Annotated in this window: 26 protein-coding genes; 3 read left to right on the forward strand and 23 right to left on the reverse strand. The window is 70.2% G+C overall.

Annotated elements, in window-relative coordinates; genetic code table 11:
* Positions 1-7 precede the first annotated feature (7 nt).
* The 5 genes from ACZ7PG_RS09830 to ACZ7PG_RS09850 are packed head-to-tail and all read right to left on the reverse strand — an operon-like array spanning position 8 to position 3223.
* Positions 8-412: a hypothetical protein gene (locus ACZ7PG_RS09830; RefSeq protein ID WP_470238662.1), complete on the reverse strand. Its 405-nt coding sequence runs from the start codon at positions 410-412 to the stop codon at positions 8-10.
* On the reverse strand, positions 409-1542 hold the full coding sequence (locus tag ACZ7PG_RS09835; RefSeq protein WP_470238663.1) for an ArsA family ATPase: 1134 nt from the start codon (positions 1540-1542) through the stop codon (positions 409-411). Before ACZ7PG_RS09835 ends, ACZ7PG_RS09830 begins: the two co-directional genes overlap by 4 nt.
* A 4-nt stretch (positions 1543-1546) precedes the next feature.
* Positions 1547-1981 carry an SRPBCC family protein gene (locus ACZ7PG_RS09840; protein ID WP_410668972.1) on the reverse strand — a complete coding sequence of 145 codons (435 nt, stop codon included), beginning with the start codon at positions 1979-1981 and terminating at the stop codon, positions 1547-1549.
* A 27-nt stretch (positions 1982-2008) separates the two neighbouring features.
* Positions 2009-2803: a metallophosphoesterase family protein gene (locus ACZ7PG_RS09845; RefSeq protein ID WP_470238664.1), complete on the reverse strand. Its 795-nt coding sequence runs from the start codon at positions 2801-2803 to the stop codon at positions 2009-2011.
* 12 nt (positions 2804-2815) lie between these two features.
* Complete coding sequence (locus ACZ7PG_RS09850) at positions 2816-3223, reverse strand: polyketide cyclase / dehydrase and lipid transport (RefSeq protein ID WP_470238665.1); 408 nt, start codon at positions 3221-3223, stop codon at positions 2816-2818.
* Between the two features lie 127 nt (positions 3224-3350).
* Between ACZ7PG_RS09850 and ACZ7PG_RS09855 the strand changes: the two genes are divergently transcribed.
* On the forward strand, positions 3351-5147 hold the full coding sequence (locus ACZ7PG_RS09855; RefSeq protein ID WP_470238666.1) for an AMP-dependent synthetase/ligase: 1797 nt from the start codon (positions 3351-3353) through the stop codon (positions 5145-5147).
* 1 nt (position 5148) lies between these two features.
* Here ACZ7PG_RS09855 and ACZ7PG_RS09860 read toward each other — a convergent pair whose 3' ends face one another.
* Genes ACZ7PG_RS09860 through ACZ7PG_RS09875 form a run of 4 tightly spaced genes read right to left on the reverse strand, consistent with a single transcriptional unit; the run spans position 5149 to position 9627 of the window.
* On the reverse strand, positions 5149-6510 hold the full coding sequence (locus tag ACZ7PG_RS09860; protein WP_470238667.1) for a GH1 family beta-glucosidase: 1362 nt from the start codon (positions 6508-6510) through the stop codon (positions 5149-5151).
* Between the two features lie 16 nt (positions 6511-6526).
* Positions 6527-7411 (reverse strand): carbohydrate ABC transporter permease, encoded by an 885-nt coding sequence (locus ACZ7PG_RS09865; protein ID WP_470238668.1) that lies wholly within the window; start codon positions 7409-7411, stop codon positions 6527-6529.
* Between the two features lie 9 nt (positions 7412-7420).
* Entirely contained in the window at positions 7421-8341 is a 921-nt protein-coding gene (locus ACZ7PG_RS09870; RefSeq protein WP_470238669.1) for a carbohydrate ABC transporter permease, read from the reverse strand.
* Positions 8341-9627 (reverse strand): ABC transporter substrate-binding protein, encoded by a 1287-nt coding sequence (locus ACZ7PG_RS09875; RefSeq protein WP_470238670.1) that lies wholly within the window; start codon positions 9625-9627, stop codon positions 8341-8343. The genes ACZ7PG_RS09870 and ACZ7PG_RS09875 overlap by 1 nt, the downstream gene beginning before the upstream one ends.
* A 159-nt stretch (positions 9628-9786) precedes the next feature.
* Here ACZ7PG_RS09875 and ACZ7PG_RS09880 point away from each other — a divergent pair, with 159 nt between their 5' ends.
* Positions 9787-10830 (forward strand): LacI family DNA-binding transcriptional regulator, encoded by a 1044-nt coding sequence (locus ACZ7PG_RS09880; RefSeq protein WP_470238671.1) that lies wholly within the window; start codon positions 9787-9789, stop codon positions 10828-10830.
* On the opposite strand, the gene ACZ7PG_RS09885 is transcribed toward ACZ7PG_RS09880, so the two are convergent.
* From ACZ7PG_RS09885 to ACZ7PG_RS09895, 3 genes are all read right to left on the reverse strand, one after another.
* Positions 10820-11926, reverse strand: a complete 1107-nt coding sequence (locus tag ACZ7PG_RS09885; RefSeq protein WP_470238672.1) for an FAD-dependent oxidoreductase — start codon at positions 11924-11926, stop codon at positions 10820-10822. The genes ACZ7PG_RS09880 and ACZ7PG_RS09885 overlap by 11 nt on opposite strands.
* Positions 11927-11993: 67 nt before the next feature.
* Complete coding sequence (locus tag ACZ7PG_RS09890; RefSeq protein ID WP_285483367.1) at positions 11994-12962, reverse strand: ferritin-like domain-containing protein; 969 nt, start codon at positions 12960-12962, stop codon at positions 11994-11996.
* A gap of 116 nt (positions 12963-13078) precedes the next feature.
* Positions 13079-14326, reverse strand: a complete 1248-nt coding sequence (locus ACZ7PG_RS09895; protein ID WP_470238673.1) for an aspartate aminotransferase type Ic — start codon at positions 14324-14326, stop codon at positions 13079-13081.
* A gap of 63 nt (positions 14327-14389) precedes the next feature.
* Between ACZ7PG_RS09895 and ACZ7PG_RS09900 the strand changes: the two genes are divergently transcribed.
* Positions 14390-14869 carry a hypothetical protein gene (locus ACZ7PG_RS09900; RefSeq protein ID WP_470238674.1) on the forward strand — a complete coding sequence of 160 codons (480 nt, stop codon included), beginning with the start codon at positions 14390-14392 and terminating at the stop codon, positions 14867-14869.
* Here the strand turns inward: ACZ7PG_RS09900 and ACZ7PG_RS09905 are convergent.
* The 11 genes from ACZ7PG_RS09905 to ACZ7PG_RS09955 are packed head-to-tail and all read right to left on the reverse strand — an operon-like array spanning position 14866 to position 25674.
* Positions 14866-16104, reverse strand: a complete 1239-nt coding sequence (locus ACZ7PG_RS09905; RefSeq protein ID WP_470238675.1) for a hypothetical protein — start codon at positions 16102-16104, stop codon at positions 14866-14868. The genes ACZ7PG_RS09900 and ACZ7PG_RS09905 overlap by 4 nt on opposite strands.
* A 39-nt stretch (positions 16105-16143) precedes the next feature.
* Positions 16144-16626 carry a hypothetical protein gene (locus ACZ7PG_RS09910; RefSeq protein ID WP_470238676.1) on the reverse strand — a complete coding sequence of 161 codons (483 nt, stop codon included), beginning with the start codon at positions 16624-16626 and terminating at the stop codon, positions 16144-16146.
* Entirely contained in the window at positions 16623-17099 is a 477-nt protein-coding gene (locus tag ACZ7PG_RS09915; protein WP_470238677.1) for a hypothetical protein, read from the reverse strand. The genes ACZ7PG_RS09910 and ACZ7PG_RS09915 overlap by 4 nt, the downstream gene beginning before the upstream one ends.
* On the reverse strand, positions 17096-18328 hold the full coding sequence (locus tag ACZ7PG_RS09920) for an MCE family protein (RefSeq protein ID WP_470238678.1): 1233 nt from the start codon (positions 18326-18328) through the stop codon (positions 17096-17098). The genes ACZ7PG_RS09915 and ACZ7PG_RS09920 overlap by 4 nt, the downstream gene beginning before the upstream one ends.
* Positions 18325-19470: an MCE family protein gene (locus tag ACZ7PG_RS09925; RefSeq protein WP_470238679.1), complete on the reverse strand. Its 1146-nt coding sequence runs from the start codon at positions 19468-19470 to the stop codon at positions 18325-18327. Before ACZ7PG_RS09925 ends, ACZ7PG_RS09920 begins: the two co-directional genes overlap by 4 nt.
* Positions 19467-20660: an MCE family protein gene (locus tag ACZ7PG_RS09930; protein WP_470238680.1), complete on the reverse strand. Its 1194-nt coding sequence runs from the start codon at positions 20658-20660 to the stop codon at positions 19467-19469. The genes ACZ7PG_RS09925 and ACZ7PG_RS09930 overlap by 4 nt, the downstream gene beginning before the upstream one ends.
* The gene (locus tag ACZ7PG_RS09935) at positions 20657-21688 is read right to left on the reverse strand and encodes an MlaD family protein (RefSeq protein WP_470238681.1); all 1032 of its coding nucleotides are present in this window, start codon (positions 21686-21688) and stop codon (positions 20657-20659) included. The genes ACZ7PG_RS09930 and ACZ7PG_RS09935 overlap by 4 nt, the downstream gene beginning before the upstream one ends.
* Positions 21685-22722: an MCE family protein gene (locus ACZ7PG_RS09940; RefSeq protein ID WP_470238682.1), complete on the reverse strand. Its 1038-nt coding sequence runs from the start codon at positions 22720-22722 to the stop codon at positions 21685-21687. Before ACZ7PG_RS09940 ends, ACZ7PG_RS09935 begins: the two co-directional genes overlap by 4 nt.
* Positions 22719-24041 (reverse strand): MCE family protein, encoded by a 1323-nt coding sequence (locus ACZ7PG_RS09945; protein ID WP_470238683.1) that lies wholly within the window; start codon positions 24039-24041, stop codon positions 22719-22721. The genes ACZ7PG_RS09940 and ACZ7PG_RS09945 overlap by 4 nt, the downstream gene beginning before the upstream one ends.
* Positions 24038-24886, reverse strand: a complete 849-nt coding sequence (locus ACZ7PG_RS09950; protein WP_470238684.1) for an MlaE family ABC transporter permease — start codon at positions 24884-24886, stop codon at positions 24038-24040. Before ACZ7PG_RS09950 ends, ACZ7PG_RS09945 begins: the two co-directional genes overlap by 4 nt.
* Positions 24886-25674 carry an MlaE family ABC transporter permease gene (locus ACZ7PG_RS09955; RefSeq protein WP_470238685.1) on the reverse strand — a complete coding sequence of 263 codons (789 nt, stop codon included), beginning with the start codon at positions 25672-25674 and terminating at the stop codon, positions 24886-24888. The genes ACZ7PG_RS09950 and ACZ7PG_RS09955 overlap by 1 nt, the downstream gene beginning before the upstream one ends.
* Positions 25675-25710 lie beyond the last annotated feature (36 nt).

The raw sequence follows: 25710 nt of genomic DNA on the forward strand, positions 1-25710 counted from the left end.
CCGCAAGTCAGCTCTCCCACTCGTCGCGCCGGCGGACGGCGATGTGCTGCACCCGCACCGACGCGGTGGCGTCCACCGGTGGCCGCGGCGCGGGCCGGAACCCGGGCATGTGGACGCCCTCATCCGGTTCCCAGCGGTCCGCGAGCACCGCTCGGAGCAACGCCACGAGCTGCGCCAGCTGTTCCAGCAAGCGGGCGACGAACTCCGGGCGTTCACCCTGCACCACGGCGACGATCGCACACAGCGGGCACCAGCCGCACGCCGAGCCGTCCGGTTTCGCCTGGTCAGGGTCCCCGTGGCCGGCGGCGACGACCCCTTCGAGCCACGGCGCCGCCTTCTCTACGACCATCTCGGCGAGCAGGCGGATCTCCTCCGCGAGCCGCGGTCCGGCCGCCTCGTCCTCTTCGCTCACCCGCGTCCCCGGTTCCCGGCCAGGTTCACGACCAGGCCGTCGGCGTCGGATTCCGCGCCGGTGATCCGGCACGGCCGCAGCGACTCCGGCAGGGCGATGAGCCTGCGGAAGCCGTCCACGGTGATCGCCAGGTCGTCGTCGACGCGGGCGAGGTCGACCTCGGTGTCCCGCGCGAGCGGGATCGCGATGCGCAGCGTGTACCCGTCCGGCGCCGGGCGGACGCGCAGCAGCGGGGTGACCGGGGTGCCGTCACCCGCCAGGGGGTCGCCGTCGCGGTAAAGCTCGGCGGCGATCTCCAGCAGCGCGGGCAGCCCGACCGGTTCGACGGCCCGGTGCTCGACACGCGACACCGCTTTGAACCCGGCGCCGGAGAGCTCGGCCAGCACGGCGTCCTGCTGCGTCCGGCGGGTGCGCAGCCACGTCCCGGCGCCGCCGCGCCAGAAGCCGGGCGCGGGCATCAGCCGGTTGGCGATCAGGCCGTCGACGGCGATCCCGCGCAGGGCCAGGGAGCTGAGCGTGCGCCGCGCTTCGGCGACGACCACCCGCTCGGGGGTCAGGACGAGCCGGACGGTGGTCACCGACGGCTCGGTGAGCAGCGCGCGCAGGCCGTCGAGGTGGGTGCCGAGGCGGCGCACCGACTCGGTGACCCGGCCGCGGCGGCCGAAGACGCGGGTCAGGTAGCCGGAGACGGCTTCGGGCAGGGCGAGCAGCCGCAGCGTCTCGGCCGTCGGCCCGCAGTCGACGACGATGGTCTCCCACGGCCCGTCTTCGGCGAGCCGCCGGACTTCGGTGAGCGCGAGCAGCTCGTCGACGCCGGGCAGCACGGTCAGCTCTTCGGCGTCCAGGGTGTCGAGCCCCGCGCCGGACAGGGCCGCCTGCAGCTCGGCCCGCAGCCGGTGCCAGGTGGTGTCCACCAGCGTCCGCGAGTCGATCTGGACGGCGGAGAGCAGAGCGTCCACTTCGGACGGTTCGGCGCCGAGGCCGCGCCCGAACGCGTCGCCGAGCGAGTGCGCCGGGTCCGTGGACACGACGAGTGTCTTCCTGCCGCGGGCGGCCAGGGCGGCGCCGGTGGCCGCGGCCAGCGTGGTCTTCCCGACACCCCCTTTGCCGGTGAACAGCAGGATCCGCACGCGGCTACCCCTCGGCCCGCTTCTTGAGCTCCTTCAGCGCGGTGTCCATGACCATCTTCTCGGCCTTGCGGCGCAGCAGGCCGATCATCGGCAGCGCCAGCTCGACCGACAGCGTGTAGGTGACCCGGGTGCGGCCACCGAGGTCCTCCAGCGCGTAGCGGCCGTTCTGCGCCTTCTGCATCTGCCCCTTGACCAGGTGCCAGCTGACGCCGAGGCCGTCCGCGTCCCAGTCGTACTCCAGGGTGTAGACGTCCTTGATCGGGCCCGCGTCGAGGGTGAGCTTGACCTGCTTGGCCCGCCCGTCACCGTCGGTGTCGAGGACCTCGGTCTGCCGGACGGCCTTGGCCCATTCCGGGTACGCGGGGAAGTCGGCGATCACGGCCATCACCCGGCTGGGCTCGGCGTCGACCTCGATGGACTGTGTGGACTGCTCGGCCATGGGACGAAGCGTAGCCGCCGCGGTCGGTCACCAGCGCAGCACGTACGGCTGCCCGGTCTCCTTGAAGTGACCGACGTTACGGCACTCGGTCAGGCCGACCCGGGCGCGCGGCGCCAGGGGCTGGTGCACGTGCCCGAACACCGACCAGCGCGGCCGCTGGGCGTGGATCAGCTCCAGCAGCGCCGTCGAGCCGATCTCGCTGCGGCGCGCCACGACGTCGTAGGTCAGCTCGGGCAGCGCCGGCGGGCCGTGCGTGCAGAGGACGTCGACCTCGGTGAGCTGGGCCACGCTCGCGTCGTAGTCCTCGCGAACCCGCAGGTAGGGACGCCAGGCGGCACCCGGGCGCGGACGCGGGACGACGCCGTCGGGCAGCAGCGCGCCGCCGACGAACCCGAACCGCAGGCCGCCGATCTCGGCCACCTCGCCGTCGAGCACCTGGATGCCCTCGCCGGCGAACTCGGGCCAGAGCGCCGGGGTGTCGACGTTGCCGGGAGTGGCGTAGGTGGGCGCGGTCATCGCCGAGAAGAGCGCCGCGTACTGGGTGCGGATGGCCTCGTCGACGGCGCCGGCCGGGTCGTCGAGGCTCGCCCAGAGCGTCCGCGAGAAGGCAACGGTTTCGTCACGGGTGCCCTCGCGGCGCAGGCGGGCGAACTCGGCCACCTTCTCCGGGCCGAACAGGGCGCCCATGATGCCCTTCTCGTGGTCGCGATAGTCGACGAAGTCGACCAGGTCGCCGAGCACGACCAGGGCGTCGGCCCCGTCCCCCGCGCGCTTCAACCCGTCGACGTTGCCGTGCACGTCCGAGACGACGTGTACCCGCACCCCTGGCCCCCTCTAGCTTTCGCGCGGAGGAACGCCGGGCTCGCGCCCGTCCTCCAGGATCTCCTTGAGCCCGAGTGCGATCACCTTCGCCGCGCGGGCCCGCCGGTCGAACTCCCGGCGCAGGTCGCGTGGCGCCAGCACCCGGGGCGTCCCGGCCGCGTCGGCGGGGGTCGCCCGCAGGAAGTAGTGCAGCAGGGTGCCGTCGAGCACCGGCTCGAGCCAGACCTCCATCGTACCGACGAGCGCGCCCCGCACGGTCCAGCGCAGGCCCTTGTCGCCCCGGTCGGTGTAGACCTCGAGCACCAGGTCGGGCCAGTAGCGCCGCCAGGACGCCGGTTCGGCGAAGACCGCGGCCACGGTGGCCGGCGGAACGGCGAGGAACGTCTCGTCGACGACGTCGAGTGAGGGTGGCGCGTTCACGTGCGAAGAATGTCACGCCCTCGCCGTGCGACGGCGATCAGCATGGTCTTAAGGTGCTCACCACGCTAAGTTGACTGGCGGGTAACAGCGGTGTCGCCCACCGCACGCGTTGAACACGGAGGTCCACGTGCGCGAATACAGCGCTCCCGCCGGCAAGCCGGTGGCCGACGACGAGAACATGTCCGATGTCGTCTGGGCGAACGCCGAGCGGTTCTCGGATGTGGTGAGCTTCCGCCGCCAGGTCGACGGAACCTGGCTGGACGTCACGGCCAAGGAGTTCGCCGGCCAGGTGCTGGCGGTGGCCAAGGGCATGGCCCAGGCCGGGATCGGCCGCGGCGACCGCGTCGCCATCATGTCGAAGACCCGCTACGAGTGGACGCTGATCGACTTCGCGATCTGGGCCGCGGGCGCGGTGACGGTGCCGATCTACGACACGTCGTCACCCGAGCAGGTGTACTGGATCCTCTCCGACTCGGCCGCGAAGGGCGTGTTCGTCGAGACGAACGCCCACGCCGGGGCCGTCGACGAGATCCGGGACCGGCTCACCGAGCTGGACCACACCTGGCAGATCGAGGGCGACTCCCCCGCCGTCGAGGAGCTGGCCGCGATCGGCGCCCAGCTCTCCGACGACGAGCTGCACGAGCGCCGCCGCGAGGTGCGCGCGAGCGAGCTCGCCACGATCGTCTACACCTCGGGCACCACCGGCCGCCCCAAGGGCGTCGAGCTGACCCACCGCAACCTGCTGGCCGAGATCCGCGCCGACATCGAGGCGTTCCCGCAGCTGATGGAGCAGGGCAACTCGCTGCTGGTGTTCCTGCCGCTGGCGCACGTGCTGGCCCGCGCGATCGCGGTGACCGCGCTGTCCGCCCGGGTGACGCTGGGGCACACCCCGGACGTCAAGAACCTGGTCGCCGACCTCGGCACGTTCCGGCCGACGTTCGTCGTCGCGGTGCCGCGCGTGTTCGAGAAGGTCTACAACTCGGCGAAGCAGAAGGCCCACGGCGACGGCAAGGGCAAGATCTTCGACGCCGCCGAGGCGGTCGCGGTCGCCTACAGCGAGGCGCAGGACAAGGGCGGCGCCGGGGTCGGGCTCAAGCTCAAGCACCTGGCGTTCGACAAGCTCGTCTACGGCAAGCTGCGCGCGGCCCTCGGCGGCCGTTGTGTCGCGGCGGTGTCGGGCGGCGCGCCGCTGGGTGCGCGGCTGGCGCACTTCTTCCGCGGCATCGGCGTCCCGGTGTTCGAGGGCTACGGCCTGACCGAGACGTCCGCGGCGGCGAACGTCAACACGCAGACGGCGTTCCGCGTCGGCACGGTCGGCAAGCCGGTCAACGGCACGTCGGTCCGCATCGCCGACGACGGCGAGGTCATGCTCAAGGGCGACGTCGTGTTCGGCGCGTACTTCAACAACCCGCAGGCGACGGCGGAGTCCCTCACCGACGGCTGGTTCCACACCGGCGACCTGGGCGAGCTCGACTCCGAAGGCTTCCTCAAGATCACCGGCCGCAAGAAGGAGATCATCGTGACGGCGGGCGGCAAGAACGTCGCCCCGTCCGGCCTCGAGGACACGATCAAGGCGGCCCCGCTGGTCAGCCAGGCGATGGTGGTCGGCGACCAGCGCCCGTTCATCGCGGCGCTGGTGACGGTGGACGAGGAGTACTTCCCGTCCTGGAAGTCCCAGCACGGCAAGCCTGAGTCGGCGACGGTCGCGGATCTCGCCACCGACGCCGACCTGGTGGCGGAGATCCAGGCCGCCGTCGACGAGGCCAACAAGCAGGTGTCCAAGGCCGAGGCGATCAAGAAGTTCACGGTGCTGGCCAACGACTTCACCGAAGCCGGTGGCGAGATCACGCCGAGCCTGAAGCTGAAGCGCAACGTGGTCACGAAGAACTACGCCACCGACATCGAGAGCCTGTACAAGAAGTAGGTCAGCCGAGCCGCTGGGCCGCGATGTAGTCGCGGTACCAGCGGAAACTCGCCCTCGGCGTGCGCTCCTGGGTCGTGTAGTCCACGTGCACCAGTCCGAACCGGTGCTTGTACCCGTGGGCCCACTCGAAGTTGTCCAGCAACGACCAGCAGAAATACCCCCGCAGGTCCACCCCCGCCGACGCCGCCGTGCGCGCCGCCTCGATGTGCTCGTTCAGGAACGAAATGCGCTCGTAGTCGGCGAAATCGCTTCGGTCCGCGTACACACATCCGTTCTCGGTCACGTACATCGGCGGTAACCCGGGATAGCGGTTGTGCAGGCCGACCAGGGCTTCCGTCAGGCCCTCCGGCTCCACCGGCCAGCCCATGCCCGTGCGCGGGACCGCCGGCTGGCGCGTCGTGTCGACGCCGATGTCGGTCACCGTGCGGCGCGCCGGGTCCGGCTCGCGGTGGGGCGCGTCCGCGACGTGCAGCCGGTAGTAGTAGTTGACGCCCAGGTAGTCCAGGGGCGCGCCGATCGTCTCCAGGTCGCCGTCGTGGCGGAACGAAAAGTCCGAGACGCCGTCGAACATCACCGCGAGCCCCGGTGCGTACCGGCCGCCGAACAGCGGGTCGGTGAACTGGCGGCGCAGCAGCGTGTCCTGGCGGGCCGACGCCGCGGCGTCGGCGGCCGAGTCCGTCACCGGCACCGTCGGCGACTGGTTGAGCACGATCCCGAACTGGTGCTGCGGCGCCGCCTGCGCGCGCATCGCCCGCACCGCCAAGCCGTGGCCGAGCAGCAGGTGGTGCGCGGCGGCGAGCGCGCCGTGTCCCTCCCGCGCACCCGGCGCGTGCCGTCCTTCGCCGTACCCCGCTACCGCGCACGGGTACGGCTCGTTCAGCGTCGTCCAGTGGTCGACGACGTCGCCGAGCTCCGCGTGCACCAGCGCCGCGTAGTCGGCGAAGCGCGACGCCGTGTCGCGCGATCGCCAGCCGCCGTCGTCCTCGAGTGCCTGTGGCAGGTCCCAGTGGTACAGCGTGAGGAACGGCTCGATGTCCCGCTCCCGCAGTGCTTCCACCAGCCGCCGGTAGAAGTCGAGGCCCCGCTGTTCGGCGCGCCGGCCGTCCGGCTGGATCCGCGGCCACGACACCGAGAAGCGGTACGAGTCGACGCCGAGGTCGGCCAGCAGGTCGAGGTCGGCGCGCCAGCGGTGGTAGTGGTCCGCCGCCGGCTCGCCGGTGTCGCCCCCGGCCACCGCGCCGGGGACCGTCGCGAAGGTGTCCCAGATGGACGGTCCGCGGCCGTCCGCGGTGGTGGCGCCCTCGATCTGGAACGCCGAGGTGGCGACGCCCCAGCGGAAGCCGGGCGGGAAACTGGTGGTCACGGTCATCTCCGGGAGGTCAGCCCTTGAGCGCGCCCTGCATGATGCCGCCGACGATCTGGCGGCCGAACAGCAGGAACACGAGGAGGACGGGGACGGTGCCGATGGTGGCGGCGGTGAGCACGAGGGTGTAGTCGGTCGTGTAGCCACTGGCCAAGGTGGACAGTGCGGTCTGGACGGTCGGGTTCTCCGGCGTCAGCACGACCAGCGGCCAGAAGAAGTCGTTCCACGCCTGCATGAACGTGAACAGCCCGAGCACCGCCGCGGCCGGGCGGGCGGCCGGCAGCGCGACGTGCCAGAACAGCCGCAGCGAGCCGCAGCCGTCCATCCGCCCGGCTTCGAGCAGCTCCAGCGGCAGCGCCCGTTCGAAGTACTGGCGCATGAAGAACACACCGAACGCCGTGACCAGGCCGGGCACGATGACCGCCTGCAGCTGCCCGGCCCAGCCGAAGTCGGCCATCATCATGTAGAGCGGCACGACGCCCAGCTCGGTCGGGATCGCCTGGGTGGCGACCACGAGCAGCAGCAGGAACGTCCGGCCGCGGAACTTCATCTTGGCGAAGGCGAACCCGGCGAGCGTCGAGAACAGCACCACGGACACGGTGATCGTGCCCGCGACGATCACCGAGTTCGCCAGCGCCAGCGCGAACTCCGACTCGTCGAAGACGCGGGCGATGTTCTCGAACAGGTGCCCGCCCGGCACGAGCACGGGCGGGACGCTGCCGACGGCTTCCGTCGTCTGCGAAGCCACGACGAACGACCAGTACACGGGGAACGCCGAGCCGGCCAGGATCGCGATCAGCGCGGCGTAGGTCCACGGGCTCGCGACCCGGCGCACGAGGCGCCGGGCTCGCCCGGGTGCCGCCGGCGGCGCGGGCGCGGCCGGGGTCAGCACGGTGGTCATGTCCGCTCCTCAGTCCGTTTGGATGCGCCGGGTCACCAGGTACGACAGGCCCGCGACGAGCATCGTGACGACGGCCAGGATCAGCGCGATCGCCGAGCTGTAGCCGAAGTCGTACTTGGTGAAGCCCTGCTCGTAGAGGTAGAGCGCGGCCGTCTGGAACTGCCGGTCCGAGCCGCCGGTGGCGGCCGCGGTGCCCGGGTTGAACAGCAGCGGCTCGGCGAGCAGCCGCATGTTCCCGGTCGTCGCGATCACCGTCGAGAAGATGATCTGCGGCCGCAGCAGCGGCACGGTGATCCGCCAGAACTGCTGCCACCCCTTGGCGCCGTCAAGGGTGGCCGCCTCGTACATGGTCGAGGGGATCGCCTGCATCGACGCCAGGAAGATCAGCGCGTGGTAGCCGGTCCAGCGCCACACCACCATCGCCGCGATGGCGGTGTGCGAGCTGGCCGTGCCGGCCTGCCAGTCGACGTGCCCGCCGCCGAACCAGCTCAGCACCCAGTTCACCAGCCCGAAGTCGCGGCCGAAGAGCTGCGCGAAGATGATCGTCACCGCCGCCACCGAGGTGATGTTCGGCAGGATCATCCCCATCCGGAACAGCGTCCGCCCGCGCAACCTGCGGTTGAGCAGGTGCGCGATGCCGAGCGCGAACAGGATCTGCGGGATCGTGGTCAGCAGCCACAGGCTGACCGTGTTCCCCATCGAGTTCCAGAAGTACGGGTCGTGGAACAGCAGCTGCTCGTAGTTGCCGAACCCGATGAACGTCGCGCCGTCGGCGTCGAGCAGGTTGCGTTTCTGCAGCGACACGAAAGCCGTGTAGAGCAGCGGGAACAGCCCGAAGACGCCGAAGATCAGGAAGTACGGGCTGATGAAGCCGAACGGCGACAGCTTGACGTCCCACTTGTGCCGCCGGTCGGCGAAGGTGAGGGCCATTACTTGATCTTCGCGACGTCACCGACCAGCTGCTGCCAGGCCGCCGCGCCGTCCTGCTTGCCCTGCTCGACGCGCTGCATCGCGTTGCCGAACTCCGTCTGGACGTCGCCGGCCTTCGGGCCCTGGTACTGCGGGTTCAGCTTCTTCGCCGCGTCGGTGAAGAGCTTGCCGACGGGCGCGTTGTTGAAGAACGGGTTGGTGTAGGCGGTGATCTTCGGGTCGGTGTAGAGCGACGGCGTCGACGGGAGCAGGCCCTGGCTGGTGAAGACCTTCGCCTGCTGCTCGGGCGCGGTCAGCCACGCGGCGAGGTCGGTGGCTTCCTTGGTGTGCTTGCCCTGTTTCGGGACGGTCAGGTACGAGCCGCCCCAGTTACCGCCCCCGCCCGGCACGGCGGCGACGTCCCACTTGCCCGAGGTGTCCGGCGCCTGGTCCTTGATCTTGGTCATCATCCAGGCGGGGCAGGTGACGGTGGCGAACTGGCCCTGGGTGAAGCCGGTGTTCCAGGTCGGCGTGCTGTAGAGCAGGCCGGCGGAGAGGTTCGCCTTGACGGCGTCGACGACCTGGTCCCAGCCGGTCCGCAGCGCCGGGTTGCTCGCGACGACGATCTGGTCGCTCTGGTCGTAGTAGCCGACCGGGGCCTGGCCGAAGATCGCGTTGAGCACGGTCGGGCCGCCGTCCATCCACTTGACGCCGTTGGGCGCCTTGGCCTGGAAGCGCTTGCCCGCGTCGAAGAACGCCTGCCAGGTCGGCCAGAGCGCGGAGACGGCGTCGCGGTCGGCGGGCAGCTGGGCCTGCTCGAACAGGTCACGCCGGTAGCAGATGGCCAGGCCGCCGACGTCGGTGCCGTAGCCGATCTGCTGGCCGCCCTTGGCCAGCGAAGCCGACCACTTCCAGCCCAGCCAGCGGTCCTTGAGCTTGTCGCCACCGACGGTGTTCAGGTCGACGAACTTGTCCGGCGTCGCCTTGAACTGGGCGACGTACCCGGTGTCGATCGCTTCGATGTCCGCGGCGCCGCCGCCGGTGGCCAGGTGCGCGGCGAGGTTCTTGTGGTGGTCGGAGTAGGACGCGGTCCGCTCGGTGATCTCGATGTCCGGGTGTGCGGCCTGGTATTCCTTGATCAGGTCGGTGTAGCCGAAGTTGCCGAAGAGGCCGAGGCTGAGCTTGACCTTCCCGCCGCTGCCGGCGTCGCTGCTGCCGCAGGCGCTCAACGCGGTGACCGCGGCGAGGCCGGCGCACACCGCGCCGACGATCAGGCGGAACCGGCGGGTTGTCGTTTTCGGGCGCATGAGATCTCCGTTGTTCTGCGGGCCGATCGGAAAACGCGGGACCTATGAGAGCGCTCCCAGTACTCATTCGTCAAGTAACGAAATAGTAACGCGACTCGGCGTTTACCCAGTCAGAGATCATGTGCTAGGAATGTAACCGGTTACAAGTAGGAGGTCGCCATGGTCACCGCGCGCGAGATCGCCCAGCTCTGCGGGGTTTCGGTCGCGACCGTCTCACGGGTCTTCAACCGCCCCGCCACGGTCAGCCCGGCGACACGCGAGAACGTCGAGCGCGTCGCCCGGGAGCTGGACTTCTCGCCGAACGAGTCGGCGCGGGCGCTGTCGCGGCAGCGCTCGGCGATGGTCGGGCTGGTCTGGGACACCGACCACCGGCGGCCCGGCTGGCGGCACCCGTTCCTGCAGGACCTGTTGCTGGGCCTCAAGTCCGCGCTCAGCTCGCACGGCTACCACCTGCTGATGCTCGCGACGAGCGACGACGCCCGCGACCGCAACCCGGGCGTGTCGCTGGCCGACCCGATCGGGTACGTGAGCATGACCCGGCGCCACCACCTGGCCGGGCTGGTGCTGATCGACAGCGGCACCGACGCCGACGCGTTCACCGCGTTCGCCCAGTCCGGGCTGCCGTGCGTGGCGTTCGACGTGGCGTTGTCGGGGCCGCGCGCGACCTACGTGACCTCGGACAACGCCGCGGGCGCGGCGGAGGCCGTCCGGCACCTGGCCGCCCTCGGGCACGACCGGATCGCGACGATCACCGGCCCCCGCGGCAACGCGCCCGCCGCCGCCCGCACCGACGGCTACCGGCGCGGGCTGGCCGAGGCCGGCTTGCCGGCGCGCGAGGACTTCGTGGTCACCGGGGACTTCTACCGCGAGAGCGGGTTCGTCGGGATGCGCCGGTTGCTGGCCCGCAAGGACCCGCCGACGGCGGTGTTCGCTGCCAGCGACGAGATGGCGGTCGGCGCCCTGCTGGCCGCCCGCGCGGCCGGACTGCGGGTACCGGCGGACCTGGCGGTCGTCGGCTTCGACGACATCGAGGTGGCATCCCTGGTCGACCCGGCGCTGACGACGGTGGCCCAGGACAAACCGGGGTTCGGGACGGCGGCGGCCGGCGCCCTGCTGGCGATGATCGACAACCAGGGCGCGCCGGAACCCGTGCACCTGCCGACGAAACTGGTGGTCCGCGACTCCTGCGGCGCTACCCGGTGACCTTCGCGTCCCAGTCGATGTGGTGCTCGTAGACCCAGCCCGGCTTTTCGCCGACGTCCTGCCCCGAGCTCGACGCGACCAGCTTCTCGACGCGCTCGCGGCGAAGTTCTTCGTACGCCGCGAACGCCGACGCCGGATCCGGCAGGTCACGCAGGCACTGCGCGAGCACCACGCTGTCCTCGATCGCCATCGACGCACCCTGCGCGTCCGCCGGGGCCGCGGCGTGCGCGGCGTCGCCGACGAGCACCATCTCCGGCGTCGACCACACGCGTGTCTCGGGCACGTCGTAGGAGTGGCCACCGAACACGTCGTCGCCCGTCGCGGCGATGATGTCCGCGCAGGGCAACGGTTCCCCGGCGAACGCGGCGTGCGCGAACTCGCGCCAGCCCGCGCTGGTGACCGCCGCGATCTCTGCGCGGGACCGCTCGGGATCGGGAATGCGGGCGAACCAGAACGTCGCGCCGTCCGGGCCGGTCGTGAACCCGAAGGCCGCCTTGCTGCCGCGGACCATCCGGTAGATCCCGGGCGCCGGCGGCAGCCCGGGCGCGCGCGTGTAGCCGTAGACGATGGTCTGGCCCGTGTAGCGCGGTTCGTCGGCGGCCGGGTCGATCAGCTTCCGGACCGTCGAGCGCAACCCGTCCGCGCCGACCAGCACGTCACCCGTTTCGGCGGTGCCGTCGGCGAACTCGGCCGTGACGCCGCCCGGGCCGGACTTCGCGCTCACCAGGCGCTTGCCGCGTTCGAGCGGGACACCGCGGCGCGCGGCCTCCTCCTGCAGGACGCGGTAGAGCGTCGCGCGGGTGAGCGTGCGCGGCGCGTCGAGGCCTTCGGTGCCGAACTCCCGGCGCCCGACGGTCTCCCCGTTCGGGGCGACCAGCTCGACGCCGACCGCTACGAAGGACGCGTCGATCACCGGCTGATCGGCGCCGATCGCGCGCAGGGCGTCCATGCCGTTGTGCATGATCGTGAGGAACGCGCCGGTGTCGTCCCGGCCGGCCGGATAAGCCTCGAAGACCACCGGGTCGTGGCCCGCCAGCTTCGCCGCCATCGCCGTGACCGTGCCGGAGATCCCGCCACCCGCGACCAGAACTCGCACCTTCGCTCCCCCTCGTGAACCCGCGTGCCGCCGCTCACGACGTTACCGTGACGGCGGCACGCGGTGCTCACTCCTTGGCGCCACTGGTGGCGATGTCGCCGTTGAGGCCGCGGGGGTAGAAACCGCCCGAGGAGACCTTGTCCGGGTTGAGGTAGGCGATGTTGAGGACGCGGTCGGCCGAGCGCCCGAACGCGATGCCGTTGGCGTCCGCCGGGACGAGGTTCGCCTTGCCGTCCTTGAGCACGCCTTCGTCGTCGTCCGCCTTGCCGTCGAGGCTGTCGCGGGCGTCGGAGATCTTGTTCGTGATGTCGCCGAGGCCGCGTTCGAACAGCTGCCCGCGGACGATGCCCGCGTGGTAGGCCTCGACCGCCAGGATGCCCGCAGCGGCGTCGAGGAACGTCTTGTTGTTCACCAGCGGCGCCGCGCCCTTGTAGGCGGACACGCCGACGTCTTCGAACAGGAACGCGGCGAGCAGGAAGTTGTTCTCGCTCGCGAACGGGTCGAAGGTCTGGCCTTCCTTGATCACCCCGGCGGCCTGCATGGCCGCGGTGAAGCTGTTCTGGAAGTCGATCTCGGGCTGCGCGACGGCGGCCTTGTCGAGCGCCTTGCGCAGGAACGTCACGTGCGCGACCTCGTCGCCGGCGATCTCCTGGACGATCTGCTTGGTGTGCTCGCTCTTGAACTTCACCGCGTGCCCACCGGAGACCTTGCCGAGGTTGCCGACGCCGTTGACGTACTTCTCGTTCAGCCCGTAGCCGTAGACGGCGAACGAGTACAGGTTCGCCTCGAGGTACTCCAGGTTGAGCGCGAAGTTCAGCACCGCGGCGTCGCTGGCGGCGGCGTCCTGCGCGTTCTGCTCCGGGTACTGCGAAGTCGCGCCTGCCGAGCCGAGGCCCAGCGAGAGCGCGGTTCCGAGCGCGCCGGCACCCGCGACACCGAGTCCCGCCGCTCCCGCAGCCTTGAGGAAGCGGCGGCGGTCGGTCGCGTTCTCCGCGCTGCGCTCGACGAGCTGCTGTGTGTAGCGTTTTCCGAACACCGGGGGACGTCCTCTCGTGACGAGTTCGTCCACCTCACCCACCGGTCATACGTACCCGGACGGCCCCCGGCTCGGTCAAATCGGAAAAAAGTTCTTGCCGATTTCGTTTCCGCAGGTCAGGCGCGTTCGGCCGCGGCGAGCCGGACGCACACGGCGAGCGCGCGGACGGCCTCCTCGACGTCGGCGAGCACCGGGAAGGTCGGCGCGATGCGGATGACGGCGTCGGCCGGGTCGTCGCCGTGCGGGTGGGTCGCCCCGGCGGGGGTCAGCGCGACGCCGGCCTCCTTCGCCAGCCGCACGACCTCCTTCGCGGTGCCCTCGGGCACGGTCAGCGACACGAAGTACCCGCCGGTCGGCTTGGTCCAGGACGCGAGGCCCGAGTCGCCCAGCTCCTCGGTGAGGATGCGGTCGACGGCCGCGAACTTCGGGCCGATGATCTCGGCGTGCTTGCGCATGTGCGCGCGGACGCCGTCCTCGTCCTTGAGGAAGTGGGCGTGGCGCAGCTGGTTGACCTTGTCCGGGCCGATGGTGCGCTTGCCGATGTTGCCGACCCACCAGGCGAGGTTGGCCTCGGACGCGCCGAAGAAGCCGACGCCGGCGCCCGCGTAGGTGATCTTGGAGGTCGAGCCGAAGACGAACACGCGGTCGGCGTTGCCGGCCTCGGTGGCCAGCGCGAGGACGTCGGCCAGGGCCGGCTCGTCGTCGGTCAGGTGGTGCACGGCGTAGGCGTTGTCCCAGAAGATCCGGAAGTCGGGCGCCGCGGTGGTCATGGTGGCGAGCCGCTTGACGACGTCGTCACTGAACGTGACACCGGTCGGGTTGCTGTACTTCGGCACGCACCAGATGCCCTTGACGGCGGAGTCCTCGGCGACGAGGCGCTCGACGACGTCCATGTCGGGGCCCTGGTCGGTCATCGGGACGGGGACGAGCTCGATGCCGAAGCGCTCGGTGAGCGCGAAGTGGCGGTCGTAGCCCGGGACGGGCGCGAGGAACTTGAGGGTGGGCTCATCGGCCCAGCGGCGCTCGGCGCCGGGGAGCTTCGACAGCAGCGCCTGGACGACGGCGTCGTGCATCAGCTCGAGGCTGGAGTTGCCGGCGGCGAGCAGCTGCCCGGCCGGGACCTGCAGGGCGCCCGCGAAGATGCGGCGCAGTTCCGGCAGGCCCTTGAGGCCGCCGTAGTTGCGGACGTCGGTGCCGTCCTCGGCCTTGAAGGTGCCGTCGCCGGGGAGGTCCAGCAGGCCGTTCGCGAGGTCGAGCTGCTGGGGCGAGGGCTTGCCGCGGGTGATGTCGAGGGAGAGGCCGCGCTCGACCAGAGCGGCGTAGTCGCGGCGGGCGGTGTCGACGTCGACGGAAGCAGTGGTCATGGCGTCAACGCTAAACCCGGCGTCGATACCATTTCGGGGCGGGTCCTGGCTAGGGTGGTTGGTGTGCACTTGGTAGTCCACGCCGACCAGCGTCAGTTCTCGTTGCGCGACTCCGCATCCCGGCTGGACGGCAGCGGCTGGACGTCTCTCGCCGTGGAGTCCCACCGGATAGCGTCGGAACCGGGCGGCCTCGCGGTCGCCACAGCGCGGTCGGACCTGGTGGAGTCGTCGATCACGCTGCTTCCGGCACCACCGGCGTTGACGGCCGACGCGGAGCACGTCGTGGAAGCGGATCTTCCGGTTCCGAGCGGGAAAGTCGTGATTTCCGGGCCCGCGGACTATCCGTCGCAGGAAAAGTTCTTTTCGGTGTTGCCTGGGTTGTATCGGGCGCGGGTGTCGTATGTGCCGGCCGGGCCGCCGTCGGTGGACTGGAACGACCACGAGTACGGGGAGCATTACCGGTACGAGGTGGAGATGTGGCCGGTGTCGTCGGGGGCGGGGGTCGAGGTGCTGAAGCAGGGCGCCGCGGTCTGGGACGGCTAGAGAGCCGTGCCCTTGAACACGTTTTCCCGATGCCAGGCGAAATACGGCTCCGTGTCCGGCGTGTGCGCCCCGCATCGACGCCTCTGCACCTTGACGAGCAGGCTCCGCATGCCTCCCTCCGGCAGCGCGTCGGGCAACCGGACGTCCACCGTGCCGTCGGCACTGACGGTGATCCAGCCGGACTCGTAAAGGATGTCGCACCCGAAACTGCACGCGAGCATCGCGATGTGCTCGAGGGTGCGCCGCTCGTCGTCGGTGCAGACCGCCCGCTTCTTGATGTGCGCGGCGACCAAGAACTCGATCGGATAGCGGTCTCCGCAGAGAGCGCACTCGGCGGACTCTCGGGAGCCCGCGAGCAGCCTGCGCAGCTTCGTCTGCTCCGCGCGCACTTTGACCTGTGTCATCACGTCGAGCTCGCCGAAGTGCCGATCTGTGGCGATCTCTTCGGCCGTCGGCTCGGACAAGGTGACGGTAGGCGGATTCGCCGTGGTGCGAACGTTGGGGAGCTGAGCCAGCACCGCTCCGACGAAGGAGCTGCGATGACCGAGCTCGGCGACCGACACCGCCACCGACCCGGTGGCAGCGAGCAGGTCCAGCCCGTCCTGCACAGCGCTGACGTCGACCGGACGGCCGTCGGGAGACCGTTCCGTCCGCACTGTCGCCACGCCGCCCCGGACGTCGAGCACCGTGTTCGGCCGCCGGGTCGCGACCGTCCGGATCTCGGTTCCGAGCAGGTCGCGGAGGAGTTCCCCCGCAGACGGCAGAACCCGGGTGATGACGGGCGCGCCCGCGAGGTCGGCCGCCAGCCTGGCGGCGTCGCCGACGCCGTACCCGGGAACTTCGAGCCGGAGCCGGATCCGCTTACGGTTGTTGCTGTCGTGCGACACCCCCTCGGGCCTGCCGATCCTGCCCTGGGGGCCGGTGATGTCGAGCCGCAGCCGTTCGATGTCGGCGATCCGAGCCAGCTCCAGCGGTCCGCGGAGCAGCGTCCGCTGGTCCTCGGACAGCCCGGACGGCCGCTGCGGCGCCAGGATCGCCGACAGCAGCACCGCGTGCCGATCACGTAGTCGCGACAGGAGCAATCTCAGTACCGGGACGTAATCGCGGTTCCTCGGACCGCGGTCGCCCGAGGTCCGGCCGCCGGCGCTCTCGAGCACGAGGCTGAGCACCCCCGCATCGACCTCGACGTCGTACTTCGCATCGAGCTTCTTGCCGTCGTCATCTCGCAACTCCACAGCCGCAAGAGTGGAGAAGCACGAGCGAATCCGTGACGGTCAGAGAGCCGTCAGGGTCGCCAGTTTCCAGCGACCGTCGATCCGCTTCGCCGTCACCGCCAGCTGGGCCACGGACGACGACGGCGCACCCCCGCCCTGGGTCACCGTCTGCTGGTCCAAGAACAACAGCAGCGAAGCATCGTCCCCCACCAAAGTCCGCACCCCCACTGCCCGCACGGTAGTAGTCCGCACCAGCTTCTCCGCCGCAGCCCGAGTCCGAGCCGAAGCGAACTGAGTCCGGTACTGCCCGACCGCCTCCCCGGTCAGCACTTCCGAAGCCGCCCGCTCGGTGCGAGCCAAGTTCCCGTAGTCGTACGAAAAAACCGCCTTCACCGCATCACTCACCTCGGCGGAAACCGAAGCCGTAGCAGAAGTATCGACCAAAGCAGCATTGTCCCCAGGAGACAAAGAAGCCGTCTCGATGCCGAACCACACCGCGCAGCCCAACGCCACCACCACGACCGCCGCCAGCACTCTCCTCATGAGCCCGCCGCCTGGACGCCCGCGATCTTCCACCCGGCCGGAGAACGCGTGACGTCCACCGTCAGCCGGTTCAGGCGTGGGGTGACAGCACCGCCGGCCGTCGACACCCGTACGTCCAGGACCGCCAGCAGCCGGGCCGAATCGTCGGCAATCTCCGTCACCGCCGCCTGCACCAGGGACGCGGAAGAAACCGTGCGCGCCGTGGTCGCCCGGTCGATCTGGACCTGACGGTCGCCCGCGAGGTCCTTGCCGTACTGGCCCGTCGTCGCCGCTATCCAGCGGTCCACCGACGCTCCCGCCGAGCGGTAGTCGATCGTGTTCAGCGTGACCAGTTCCGGGCCCGCCGCCGCCAGCACCGCGTCGCGGTCGCGGCCTCGGGCAAGAGAGTCGTCGGACGCGGCCCGCCACCACGACCAGCCCGTGAAACCGGCCGCCAGCACCGACAGCACCGCCGCCACCACCAGCACCTTCACGGCGCGCCCAGCAGCTTGCCCAGCCCACCCGCCGACGGCCCGGTCAGCAGGCTCAACATTCCGGGAAGCTGTTGCGGAGCCGATGCAGCCTGCTGCTGAGGCGCCGCCGGGATCGCCGGCGGCTTGCCCGCGTAGGGCGCGTTCTGCGACCCGCGCACCCCCGTCGGGCTGCCCGGCGGCTCGGCGCAGTACGCGTTCATGTTCACCGGCGCTTCGGACTCGTCGTTCGCCGGACGCTGCTTCGTCCCTTCGTAGCCCTTCGTGCACGAAGCCGGGTCGAAGAAGTTCAGCACCACGCCCAGGTGCCCGGTGCCGTCCGGGGACGTCGACGGCGAGAACGCCGAGATGATCGGGTACGCCACCAGCAGTTCCTCGATGGCGTCCTTGCGCGACGTCGTGATCTGCGCGGTGGTCAGCAGGTTCGCGAACAGCACGCCCAGATCCGTCCCGGACGCGGCGAGCACGTCGCTGATCTGCCGGCTCAGCTGCGGTGCCTGCGCGATCACCCGCCGCAGGTCCGGATCCGACGTCTTGAGCTGCCCCGCGATCGTCTTCAACCCGGACGCGAAGTCGGTGATGTTCGCCGCCTGACGTTCCTGTGTGTCCAGCACGACCCGCGAGTTCGCCAGCAGGCCTTGCGTTTCCGGGATGTACTGCGTGGCCACCGACGTCAGCGACTTCGTGCTGTCCAGCAACTGCTGCAGTTCCGGGCCCGCGCCGGCGAACGCGTTGTACGTCTCGTCGACGACCGTCCGCAGCGAATCCGGGTGCACGCTCGCGACCAGGTCGTCGAGGTGGGTCAGCACGGTGTCCGGCGACGGCGGCAGCGACGTCTTGTCCGGCGTGATCACCGAGCCGTCCTTCAGGAACGGGCCGCCGTCGTGCAACGGAAGGAGGTCGACGAACTGCTCCCCCACCGCCGACCGGTTCGCCACCTGCGCGTGCGCGTCGGCCGGGATGTCCGGGGCGCCGGCGTCGATGTCGAGCGCGACGTCGACGCCGTGCTCGGTCAGCGTCATCCCGGTCACGCGCCCGACCGTGACCCCGCGGTAGGCGACCTCGGAGTTGACGAAGATGCCGCCGGAGTCGGTCAGCTGCGCGGTGACGACGTAGCCGCGGTTGCCGAAGAGCCGGTCCAGCCCGGCGTACCGGCCGCCGGCGTAGACGACCGACACCACCGCGATGACGACGAACGCGATCAGCTGGACGCGGACCTTGCGCGTGGTCATTTCCCGCCCCCGATCAGCCCGAGCAGGCCGCCGAGCAGGTTCGGGCCCGCGGCCTGCGGGACCGAACCGAGGTCGGGCAGCGGCAGCGGCGGCGCGACCGCGGGCGTTTGCCCGGACGGCAGCGCGATCGGCGGCTGCGACGAGTTCGTGAAGTTCGAGATCAGCGTGTCCAGGTCGAGGTTCACGTTCGCCTCGACGTTCGCGTAGTCGCCCTTGATCACGTTGCCCGCGTAGTCCGGGAACGGGTACGTGAGCAGGATCTGCAGCGCGTTGGGCAGGTTCGACCCGGCCTCGCCGAGCTTCGTCAGTGTCGGCTGCAACGCCTTGAGGTTCGCGACCAGCTGGTCGCGGCTCTTCGTGACCGTGTCGGTGGCGACGCCGGAGAGCGTGTTCAGCGCGTTCAGCATGCCGACGAGCTGGTCGCGCTGGTCGGTGACGATCTTCAGGCCCGGCGCGAGGTCGTCGAGCGCGGTGGACAGGTTCTGCGTCTGGCCGGTCAGGGTGTGGGACAGCTTCCCGAGCCCGTCGATCGCCCGCAGGATCTCGGTCCGGTGCCCGTCGAGCTGGGTCGCCAGTTCGTCCACTCGCGACAGCAGCGCGCGGATCTCCGGCTCGTTGCCCGACAGCGCGTCGTTCAGCTCGTGGCTGATCTTCTGGATCTGCTCGACGCCGCCGCCGTTGAGCAGCAGCGAAAGCGCGCCGAGCACCTCCTCGACCTCGGGGTTGCGGTTGGTGCGCCCGAGCGGGATCTGCGCGCCGTCGCCGAGGTGACCGGACGCCGGCTCGGCGGTCGGCACGCTCAGCTCGACGAACTTCTCGCCCAGCAGCGAAGACTGCTTCAGCTCGGCGTGGGCGTTGGCGGGCAGCGCGATGTCGCCGTTGACGGTCATCGCGACCAGCGCGGACCGCGTGTCCGGCGTCAGGCTGATCTTGTCGACCCGCCCGACCGCGACGTCGTTGACCTTGACGCTCGACTGCGGCACCAGGTCGAGCACGTCGGTGAACAGCGCGGTGACGTGGTACGGGTGGTCGCCGACGTCGGCGCCGCCCGGCAGCGGCGTGCCGTAGAGGCCGTTGAACCCGCCGTCGCTGCAGGCCGCCAGCACGAGCACGCCGGCGAGCACTCCCGCGAGCCGCTTCACTTCGCACCGCCCGCGAGTTGCTCCATGACGTCGACGAGCGGGAGCGGCAACGGCGGAAGCGTCCCGTTCTGCAGGGAGTTGAGCACCTGCGGGATCGTCGGCAGCTTCAGCACGCCGTCGAGGACCGGTGCCAGCTGCTTGCAGATGTTCCCCAGCGTGTCCGGGATTTCCTTGGGCGTGCCCGCGCTGATCAGCCGGCACACGGTGAGGATCGGCGGGTTGGTGAGCTCGTTGAGGTTGTCGCGGACGGCGATCGTGCCCGACGCGGCGTCGTAGGAGTTGATGAAGTTGGTGGCGCCGGTCGGCGCGATGTCGAGGACCTCGGCCAGCGACGCGCGCTGGTCGACCAGCACCTTCGACAGCGACGCCAGTTTGTCCACATTGGACTCCAGGGCGCCCTTGTTGTCGTTGACGAACTGCTGGACGTCACCGAGCGCCCCGCCCAGGGACTGCAGCGCGGCCCCGACGTCGGACGAGTCGGCGGCGAGGAACTGGCTGACGTCGGCGACGCGGCCGTAGAACTCGTTGAGCTGCTGGTCGCTCTGGGCCAGCGCACCGGTGAAGGAGTTCAGGTTCTGCACGGTCGAGAACAGGTCGTCCTTCGAGCCGTCGAGGGTCTTCGCGAGGTCGGCGAGCTGCCCGACCGTCGAGTTCAGCGAAGCGCCGTTGCCCTTCAACGCGTCGGCGGCGGTGTCCAGGACGCCCGAAAGCGCGCCGTCCTTGTTGGCGCCGTTGGGACCCAGCGCCGTCGACAGCTTGTCGAGGCTGGAATAGAGGTCGTCCAGCTCCACCGGCGTCGCCGTGCGGTCCTTCGCGAGGACTGTGCCAGTGGCGAGGGTCGGGCCGCTGTCGTAGGCCGGGGTCAGCTGGACGTACCGGTCGCTGACCAGGCTGGGCGCGACGACGACCGCGCCGACGTCGGCCGGCAGCTGGACGTCGTCGACCTGCATGTCCACCCGCACCGCGTCACCCTGCGGCGTCACGTCGGTGACCCGCCCGACCGGCACGCCGAGCACCCGCACCGACGAACCCGCGTAGAGCCCGACGGTCTTGCCGAAGTACGCCGACAGCGTCGTGCCGGTGGACGCGCGGAACACCAGGAACAGCCCTGCGGTGAGGAGCAGCGCGAGGACGCAGGCGAACGCCAGCCACGTCACCAGGCCGCGGCCGCGGTAGGTCCGGATGGTCATCGGCCGCCCACCCCCTGGTTCGGCGCCGCGATCGGCGGGGTGCAGCCTTCGGGGTTGATGTGCAGGCCGGCCGCGGTGATCGTCGGCGGCAGCAGCCCGCAGAGGTAGCCCTCGAACCAGCGGCCGTTGCCGGTGGCGTTCGCGCCGACGCGGGCGAACGGCGCCATCAGCTGGAGGCTCTTGTCGAGGTTGCCCTGGTTGCGCTGCAGGATGTCGGTCACCTTGCTCAGTTTGTCCAGCGTCGGCTTGAGCTGCGCGCGGTTGTCCGCGACGAGCCCGGACAGCTGCTGCGAGAGCTGCTGGGTGCCGGTGAGCAGCGCGTGGATCGCGGTCTTGCGGTTCTGCAGCTCGGTGAGCAGCAGGTTGCCGTCGCTGATCACGCGTTGCAGCTGCGCGTTGCGGTCGGACAGCGTCTTCGAGACCTGGCTCGTGTTGGCCAGCAGCGTGTGCAGGTCGTTGTCGCGCGAGGAGACGGTCTTGGCCAGCGACGACAGGCCCGTCAGCGTGTCCTTCAGGTACTGCGGGCTGTCCTTGAGGCTGTCGGAAAGCGCGTTGAAGCTGTCCGCGAGCTGCTTCGTGTCGATGTCGCCGACCGTCGTCGACAGCTGATCGAAGGCGTCCTGCAGCTGGAAGGGCGTGCGCGTGCGGGCCTGCGGGATCGTCGCGTCCGGCTCCTGCGCGCCGCCGCCCTTCGGGTCGAGCGCGAGGTACTTCTCCCCCAGCAGCGTCTTGATCTCGATGGACGCCGTCGTCGCGTCGCCGACCCGGACGTCCTTGACGCGAAAGCGCACCAGCACCTGCTTGCCCGCGAGCTTCACCGACGACACCGTGCCGACCTTGACGCCGGCGACCTCGACCTCGTTGTCCGGCGCCAGCCCGGCGGACTCGCCGAAGTAGGCCGAGTACGTCGTCCCGTTGCCGAAGAACGGGAGCTGGTCGGAGAAGTACGTCGTGGCCGTGACGAGCACGATCAGCACGAGCGTGACCGCGCCGACTCCCGCCTGGTTGCGATCCTTCAGCCGCTTCACGGACCACACCTCTCCGCGCGTTGCGTGCCGGGAATGGGGATGATCGGCAGGGTGATGTCGAGCGAGGAAATGCCGATGGTGCCGGTGATCCCGCACAGGTAGTAGTTGAACCAGCTGCCGTAGCTCAGGGTCCGGGTGAACTTCTCCAGGTTGCCCGGCAGCACTTCGAGCAGATGGTTGAGCAGTTCGCCGGAGTCGCCGAGGTTCTGCGACAGCACGCCGAGCTGCGCGACGTCGTCCTTCAACGCGGGACGCGCGTCGGCGAGCAGTCCCGTCGTGGACACCGCGAGGTCGCCGAGCGCGCTGACCGCGTCGCCGATCGGCTTGCGCTGCTCGGCCAGCCCGCTGACGAGCTTCTGGGTCTGCTCGATGAGGTCGCCCAGCTGCGGACCGTGGGCGTTGACCACGCCGAGCACGGTGTTGAGGTTCGCGATGACCTGCCCGATCACCTGGTCCTTGCTCGCGATCGCCGTGGTGAGCGACGCCGTGTGCTGCAGCAGGCTGGTGATCGTGCCGCCCTCGCCCTGGAAGACGCTGATGATCTCGGCTGAGAGCTGGTTGACGTCCTTCGGGCTCAACGCCTTGAACAGCGGCTTGAACCCGTTGAACAGCACGGTGAGGTTCAACGCGGGTTTCGTGCGCTCGGGCGGGATCGTGCCGCCGTCGGCCAGCGCGCGCTCGCCCGGGACGTCGGTGCCGAGCGCGAGGTAGCGCTGGCCGACGAGGTTGCGGTACTTGATCGTCGCCGTCACCGTCTCGGGCAGCCGGTAGGCGTGCTCGACGTCGAACCGCACCTGGGCGAGGTTCTGCTCGCCTTCGACGACTTCGATCGCGTCGACCTGGCCGACCTTGACGCCGGCGATGCGGACGTCGTCGCCTTCCTTGAGGCCGGACGCGTCGGTGAACTTCGCGAAGTAGCCGGACGTCTCACCGAAGTTGGTGTTCGCGATGGTCGCCGCGAGGACACCGGTGAGCAGCACGGTGACGACGGCGAACACCGTGAGCTTGACGAGCGACGGGATGAAGCTCCTCATTTCAGCTCCACCTCCGCCCCGCGGTAGAGCGGCCCCACGAGCAGGCCGGCCCAGCCGGGCACGTCACCGGGCGAGGTCCCGAGCGCGGGCGACGCGAGCAGGTCGATCAGGTCCTTTTCGTAGGACGAGCCGACGATCGAGCCGTCGCCGCCGACGGCACCGCCACCGGCGGGCAGCTCACCGGACGGCGACTTCGGCGGCGCGGGCTTGCTGGAACCGTCCTTGATCGCGCCGTCGGGCGGGTACTGCGGCCACACGCCGGGCTTCGGCACCTGCGGGTAGCAGCGCGGCCCGCGCTTGTCCTCGTACTTCGGCTCGTCGACGCCGGGCAGGTACTTGCCGCGGCTGGCGGCGAACTCGATGGTGACCCGGCTGACCTCGGGGTGCGCGGTGCCCTTGCCGAACGCCAGCTCGGCCGGCCCGACCTCCCCCGCGAGCTGTTCGAGCAGGCACGGGTACTCGGGCGCGTACTTGGCGAGCACGTCCAGCGTCGGCTGGACCGCCGTGGTGAGCCGGATCAGGTTGTCCTTGTTGACCTGCAGGAAGCTCGTCAGGTCGACCGAAGCCGCGGTGACCGTGGCGTAGAGGTCGCTCAGCCGGTCGCGCTGGTCGACGATCGTGCGGGTCGTCGTCGTGAGGTCGGACAGCGCCTGCAGCAGGTCCGGCGCCGCCTTGTCGTAGGTGTCCGCGACGTTCGCGAGCCCGGTGATGTCGGCCTTGACGTCCGGCAGCGACGGGTTCAGCTTGCCGAGGTAGTCGCTCAGCTGCACGAGGGTCTGGCCGAGCTGCTTGCCGCGGCCCTCGAGTGCGGTCGACACCGCCGTCAGCGTGCTCGACAGCTTCTCCGGCTGGACGGCCTGCAGCAGCGGCATCACGTCGTCGAGCACCTTCTGCAGCTCGATCGCGGTGCTGCTGCGGTCCTGCGGGATGACGTCGCCAGCCTTGATCGGGCCTTGCGACGTTGCGGGGAGCTGCAGCGAGACGTACCGCTCGCCGAAGAGCGTCTTCGGCAGCAGCCGCGCCGACACGTTCGCCGGGATGACGTGCGTCTTGTCCGGGTCGAGCGCCAGCTCCAGCTCGGCGTGGTCGCCCTTCGCCAGCACGGACCGGACCTCGCCGACGAGCATGCCGCGGACCTTGACGTCGCCGCCGGTGCGCAGCTGGCTGCCGACGTGGTCGGTTTCGACCTTCACCAGCGTCACCGGCGTGAAGGCCTTGTTGTAGACGGCGAGCGTGAGCGCGATGAACAGCGCGGCCACGAGCAGGAAGGCGAGCCCCAGCACCTGGTACCGGAGCCGCTGCCGGAGCTCGCGCGTCATCCGGAGATCCTCACCGTCGTGTTGGCGCCCCAGATCGCCAGGCTGAGGAAGAAGTCCAGCACCGAGATCAGCACGATCGACGTCCGCACCGCGCGGCCGACCGCCACGCCGACCCCGGCCGGGCCGCCGCTGGCGTTAAAGCCGTAATAACAATGGGAAAGGATCACGAGCACGCTGAAGACGATCACCTTCCCGAACGACCACAGGACGTCGCCGGGTGGCAAGAAGAGCGTGAAGTAGTGGTCGTAGGTGCCCGCGGACTGGCCGTAGAGCCAGATGGTGATCTGCCGCGACGCGAGGTAGCTCGAGAGCAGGCCGACCGCGTACAGCGGGATCACCGCGGCGACGCCGGCGAGCACCCGGGTCGTCACCAGGTAGGGCATGCTCGGCACGCCCATCACTTCCAGCGCGTCGATCTCCTCGGAGATCCGCATCGCGCCGAGCTGCGCGGTGAAACCGCAGCCGACGGTCGCGGACAGCGCGAGCCCGGCCGAGAGCGGCGCGACCTCGCGCGTGTTGAAGTAGGCGGAGATGAACCCGGTGAGCGCGGCAGTGCCGAGCTGGTTCAGCGCGGAATAGCCCTGGAGACCGACGATGAGACCGGTGAACAGCGTCATCCCGATCATCACGCCGAGCGTGCCGCCGATGACGGCGAGGCCGCCGGTGCCGAAGCAGACTTCGGTGAGCAGCCGCAGCGTTTCCCGGCTGTAGCGGCGGATCGTGCGTGGCGACCACGCGAGCGCCTTCGCCGCGAAGGCGAGTTGCTTGCCGAGGCCTTCCAGGCTCTGGCCCGGACGCGCGATGTATTCGAGCGTCCGTTCGTGCTCCAGGGGTTCCGCCGTCATCACATGGCCTTCGGCGGGATGATCCGCAGGTAGATCGCGGTCAGCACGACGTTGATGAGGAACAGCAGCAGGAACGTGATGACGACGGCCTGGTTGACGGCGTCGCCGACGCCCTTCGGCCCGGGCGGCGGGTTCAGCCCGCGGAACGCCGCGACGACCCCGGCGACGAAGCCGTACAGCAGCGCCTTGATCTCGCTGACCCAGAGGTCCGGCACCTGGGCGAGAGCGTTGAAGCTGGCCAGGTACGCGCCGGGCGTGCCGCCTTGGAGGACGACGTTGAAGAAGTAGCCGCCGAGCACGCCGACGACGCTGACCAAGCCGTTGAGCAGCACCGAAACGACCATCGCGGCGAGCACGCGCGGCACGATCAGGCGCTGGATCGGGTTGACGCCGAGGACCTCCATGGCGTCGATCTCTTCGCGGATCTTGCGCGCGCCGATGTCCGCGCAGACCGCGCTGCCGCCGGCACCCGCGACCAGCAACGCCGTGATCAACGGGCTGGCCTGCTGGACGATGGCGAGCGCGGAGGCCGCGCCGGTGAACGACTGCGCGCCGATCTGCGCGGTCAGCGAGCCGAGCTGCAGTGCGATCACCGCGCCGAACGGGATGGCGACCAGCGCGGTCGGCAGGATCGTGACGCTGGCGAAGAACCAGCACTGCTGGATCCATTCGCGGGTCTGGAAGGGGCGCTTGAAGATCGCGCGCAGGACCTCCCACGAGAGCGTCGCGAGGCGCCCGACCTGGGTCAGTGCCGCGGTTCCCGGGAGCGTGCCCGTGCTCTCGCTCACCACACCTCCCAGTAGGTCGTCGCTGACCTCCGAGTG

It is taken from the genome of Amycolatopsis sp. NPDC114504, assembly GCF_055633595.1.

What these genes read in the sequence shown, in the direction of transcription:
- ACZ7PG_RS09865 (WP_470238668.1), bottom strand. Translation starts at nt 7,411, where the DNA reads ATGACCACCGTGCTGACCCCGGCCGCGCCCGCGCCGCCGGCGGCACCC.
- ACZ7PG_RS09920 (WP_470238678.1), bottom strand. Translation starts at nt 18,328, where the DNA reads ATGACCACGCGCAAGGTCCGCGTCCAGCTGATCGCGTTCGTCGTCATC.
- ACZ7PG_RS09945 (WP_470238683.1), bottom strand. Translation starts at nt 24,041, where the DNA reads ATGACGCGCGAGCTCCGGCAGCGGCTCCGGTACCAGGTGCTGGGGCTC.
- ACZ7PG_RS09940 (WP_470238682.1), bottom strand. Translation starts at nt 22,722, where the DNA reads ATGAGGAGCTTCATCCCGTCGCTCGTCAAGCTCACGGTGTTCGCCGTC.
- ACZ7PG_RS09870 (WP_470238669.1), bottom strand. Translation starts at nt 8,341, where the DNA reads ATGGCCCTCACCTTCGCCGACCGGCGGCACAAGTGGGACGTCAAGCTG.
- ACZ7PG_RS09930 (WP_470238680.1), bottom strand. Translation starts at nt 20,660, where the DNA reads ATGACCATCCGGACCTACCGCGGCCGCGGCCTGGTGACGTGGCTGGCG.
- ACZ7PG_RS09895 (WP_470238673.1), bottom strand. Translation starts at nt 14,326, where the DNA reads ATGACCACTGCTTCCGTCGACGTCGACACCGCCCGCCGCGACTACGCC.
- ACZ7PG_RS09840 (WP_410668972.1), bottom strand. Translation starts at nt 1,981, where the DNA reads ATGGCCGAGCAGTCCACACAGTCCATCGAGGTCGACGCCGAGCCCAGC.
- ACZ7PG_RS09875 (WP_470238670.1), bottom strand. Translation starts at nt 9,627, where the DNA reads ATGCGCCCGAAAACGACAACCCGCCGGTTCCGCCTGATCGTCGGCGCG.
- ACZ7PG_RS09880 (WP_470238671.1), top strand. Translation starts at nt 9,787, where the DNA reads ATGGTCACCGCGCGCGAGATCGCCCAGCTCTGCGGGGTTTCGGTCGCG.
- ACZ7PG_RS09910 (WP_470238676.1), bottom strand. Translation starts at nt 16,626, where the DNA reads ATGAGGAGAGTGCTGGCGGCGGTCGTGGTGGTGGCGTTGGGCTGCGCG.
- ACZ7PG_RS09950 (WP_470238684.1), bottom strand. Translation starts at nt 24,886, where the DNA reads ATGACGGCGGAACCCCTGGAGCACGAACGGACGCTCGAATACATCGCG.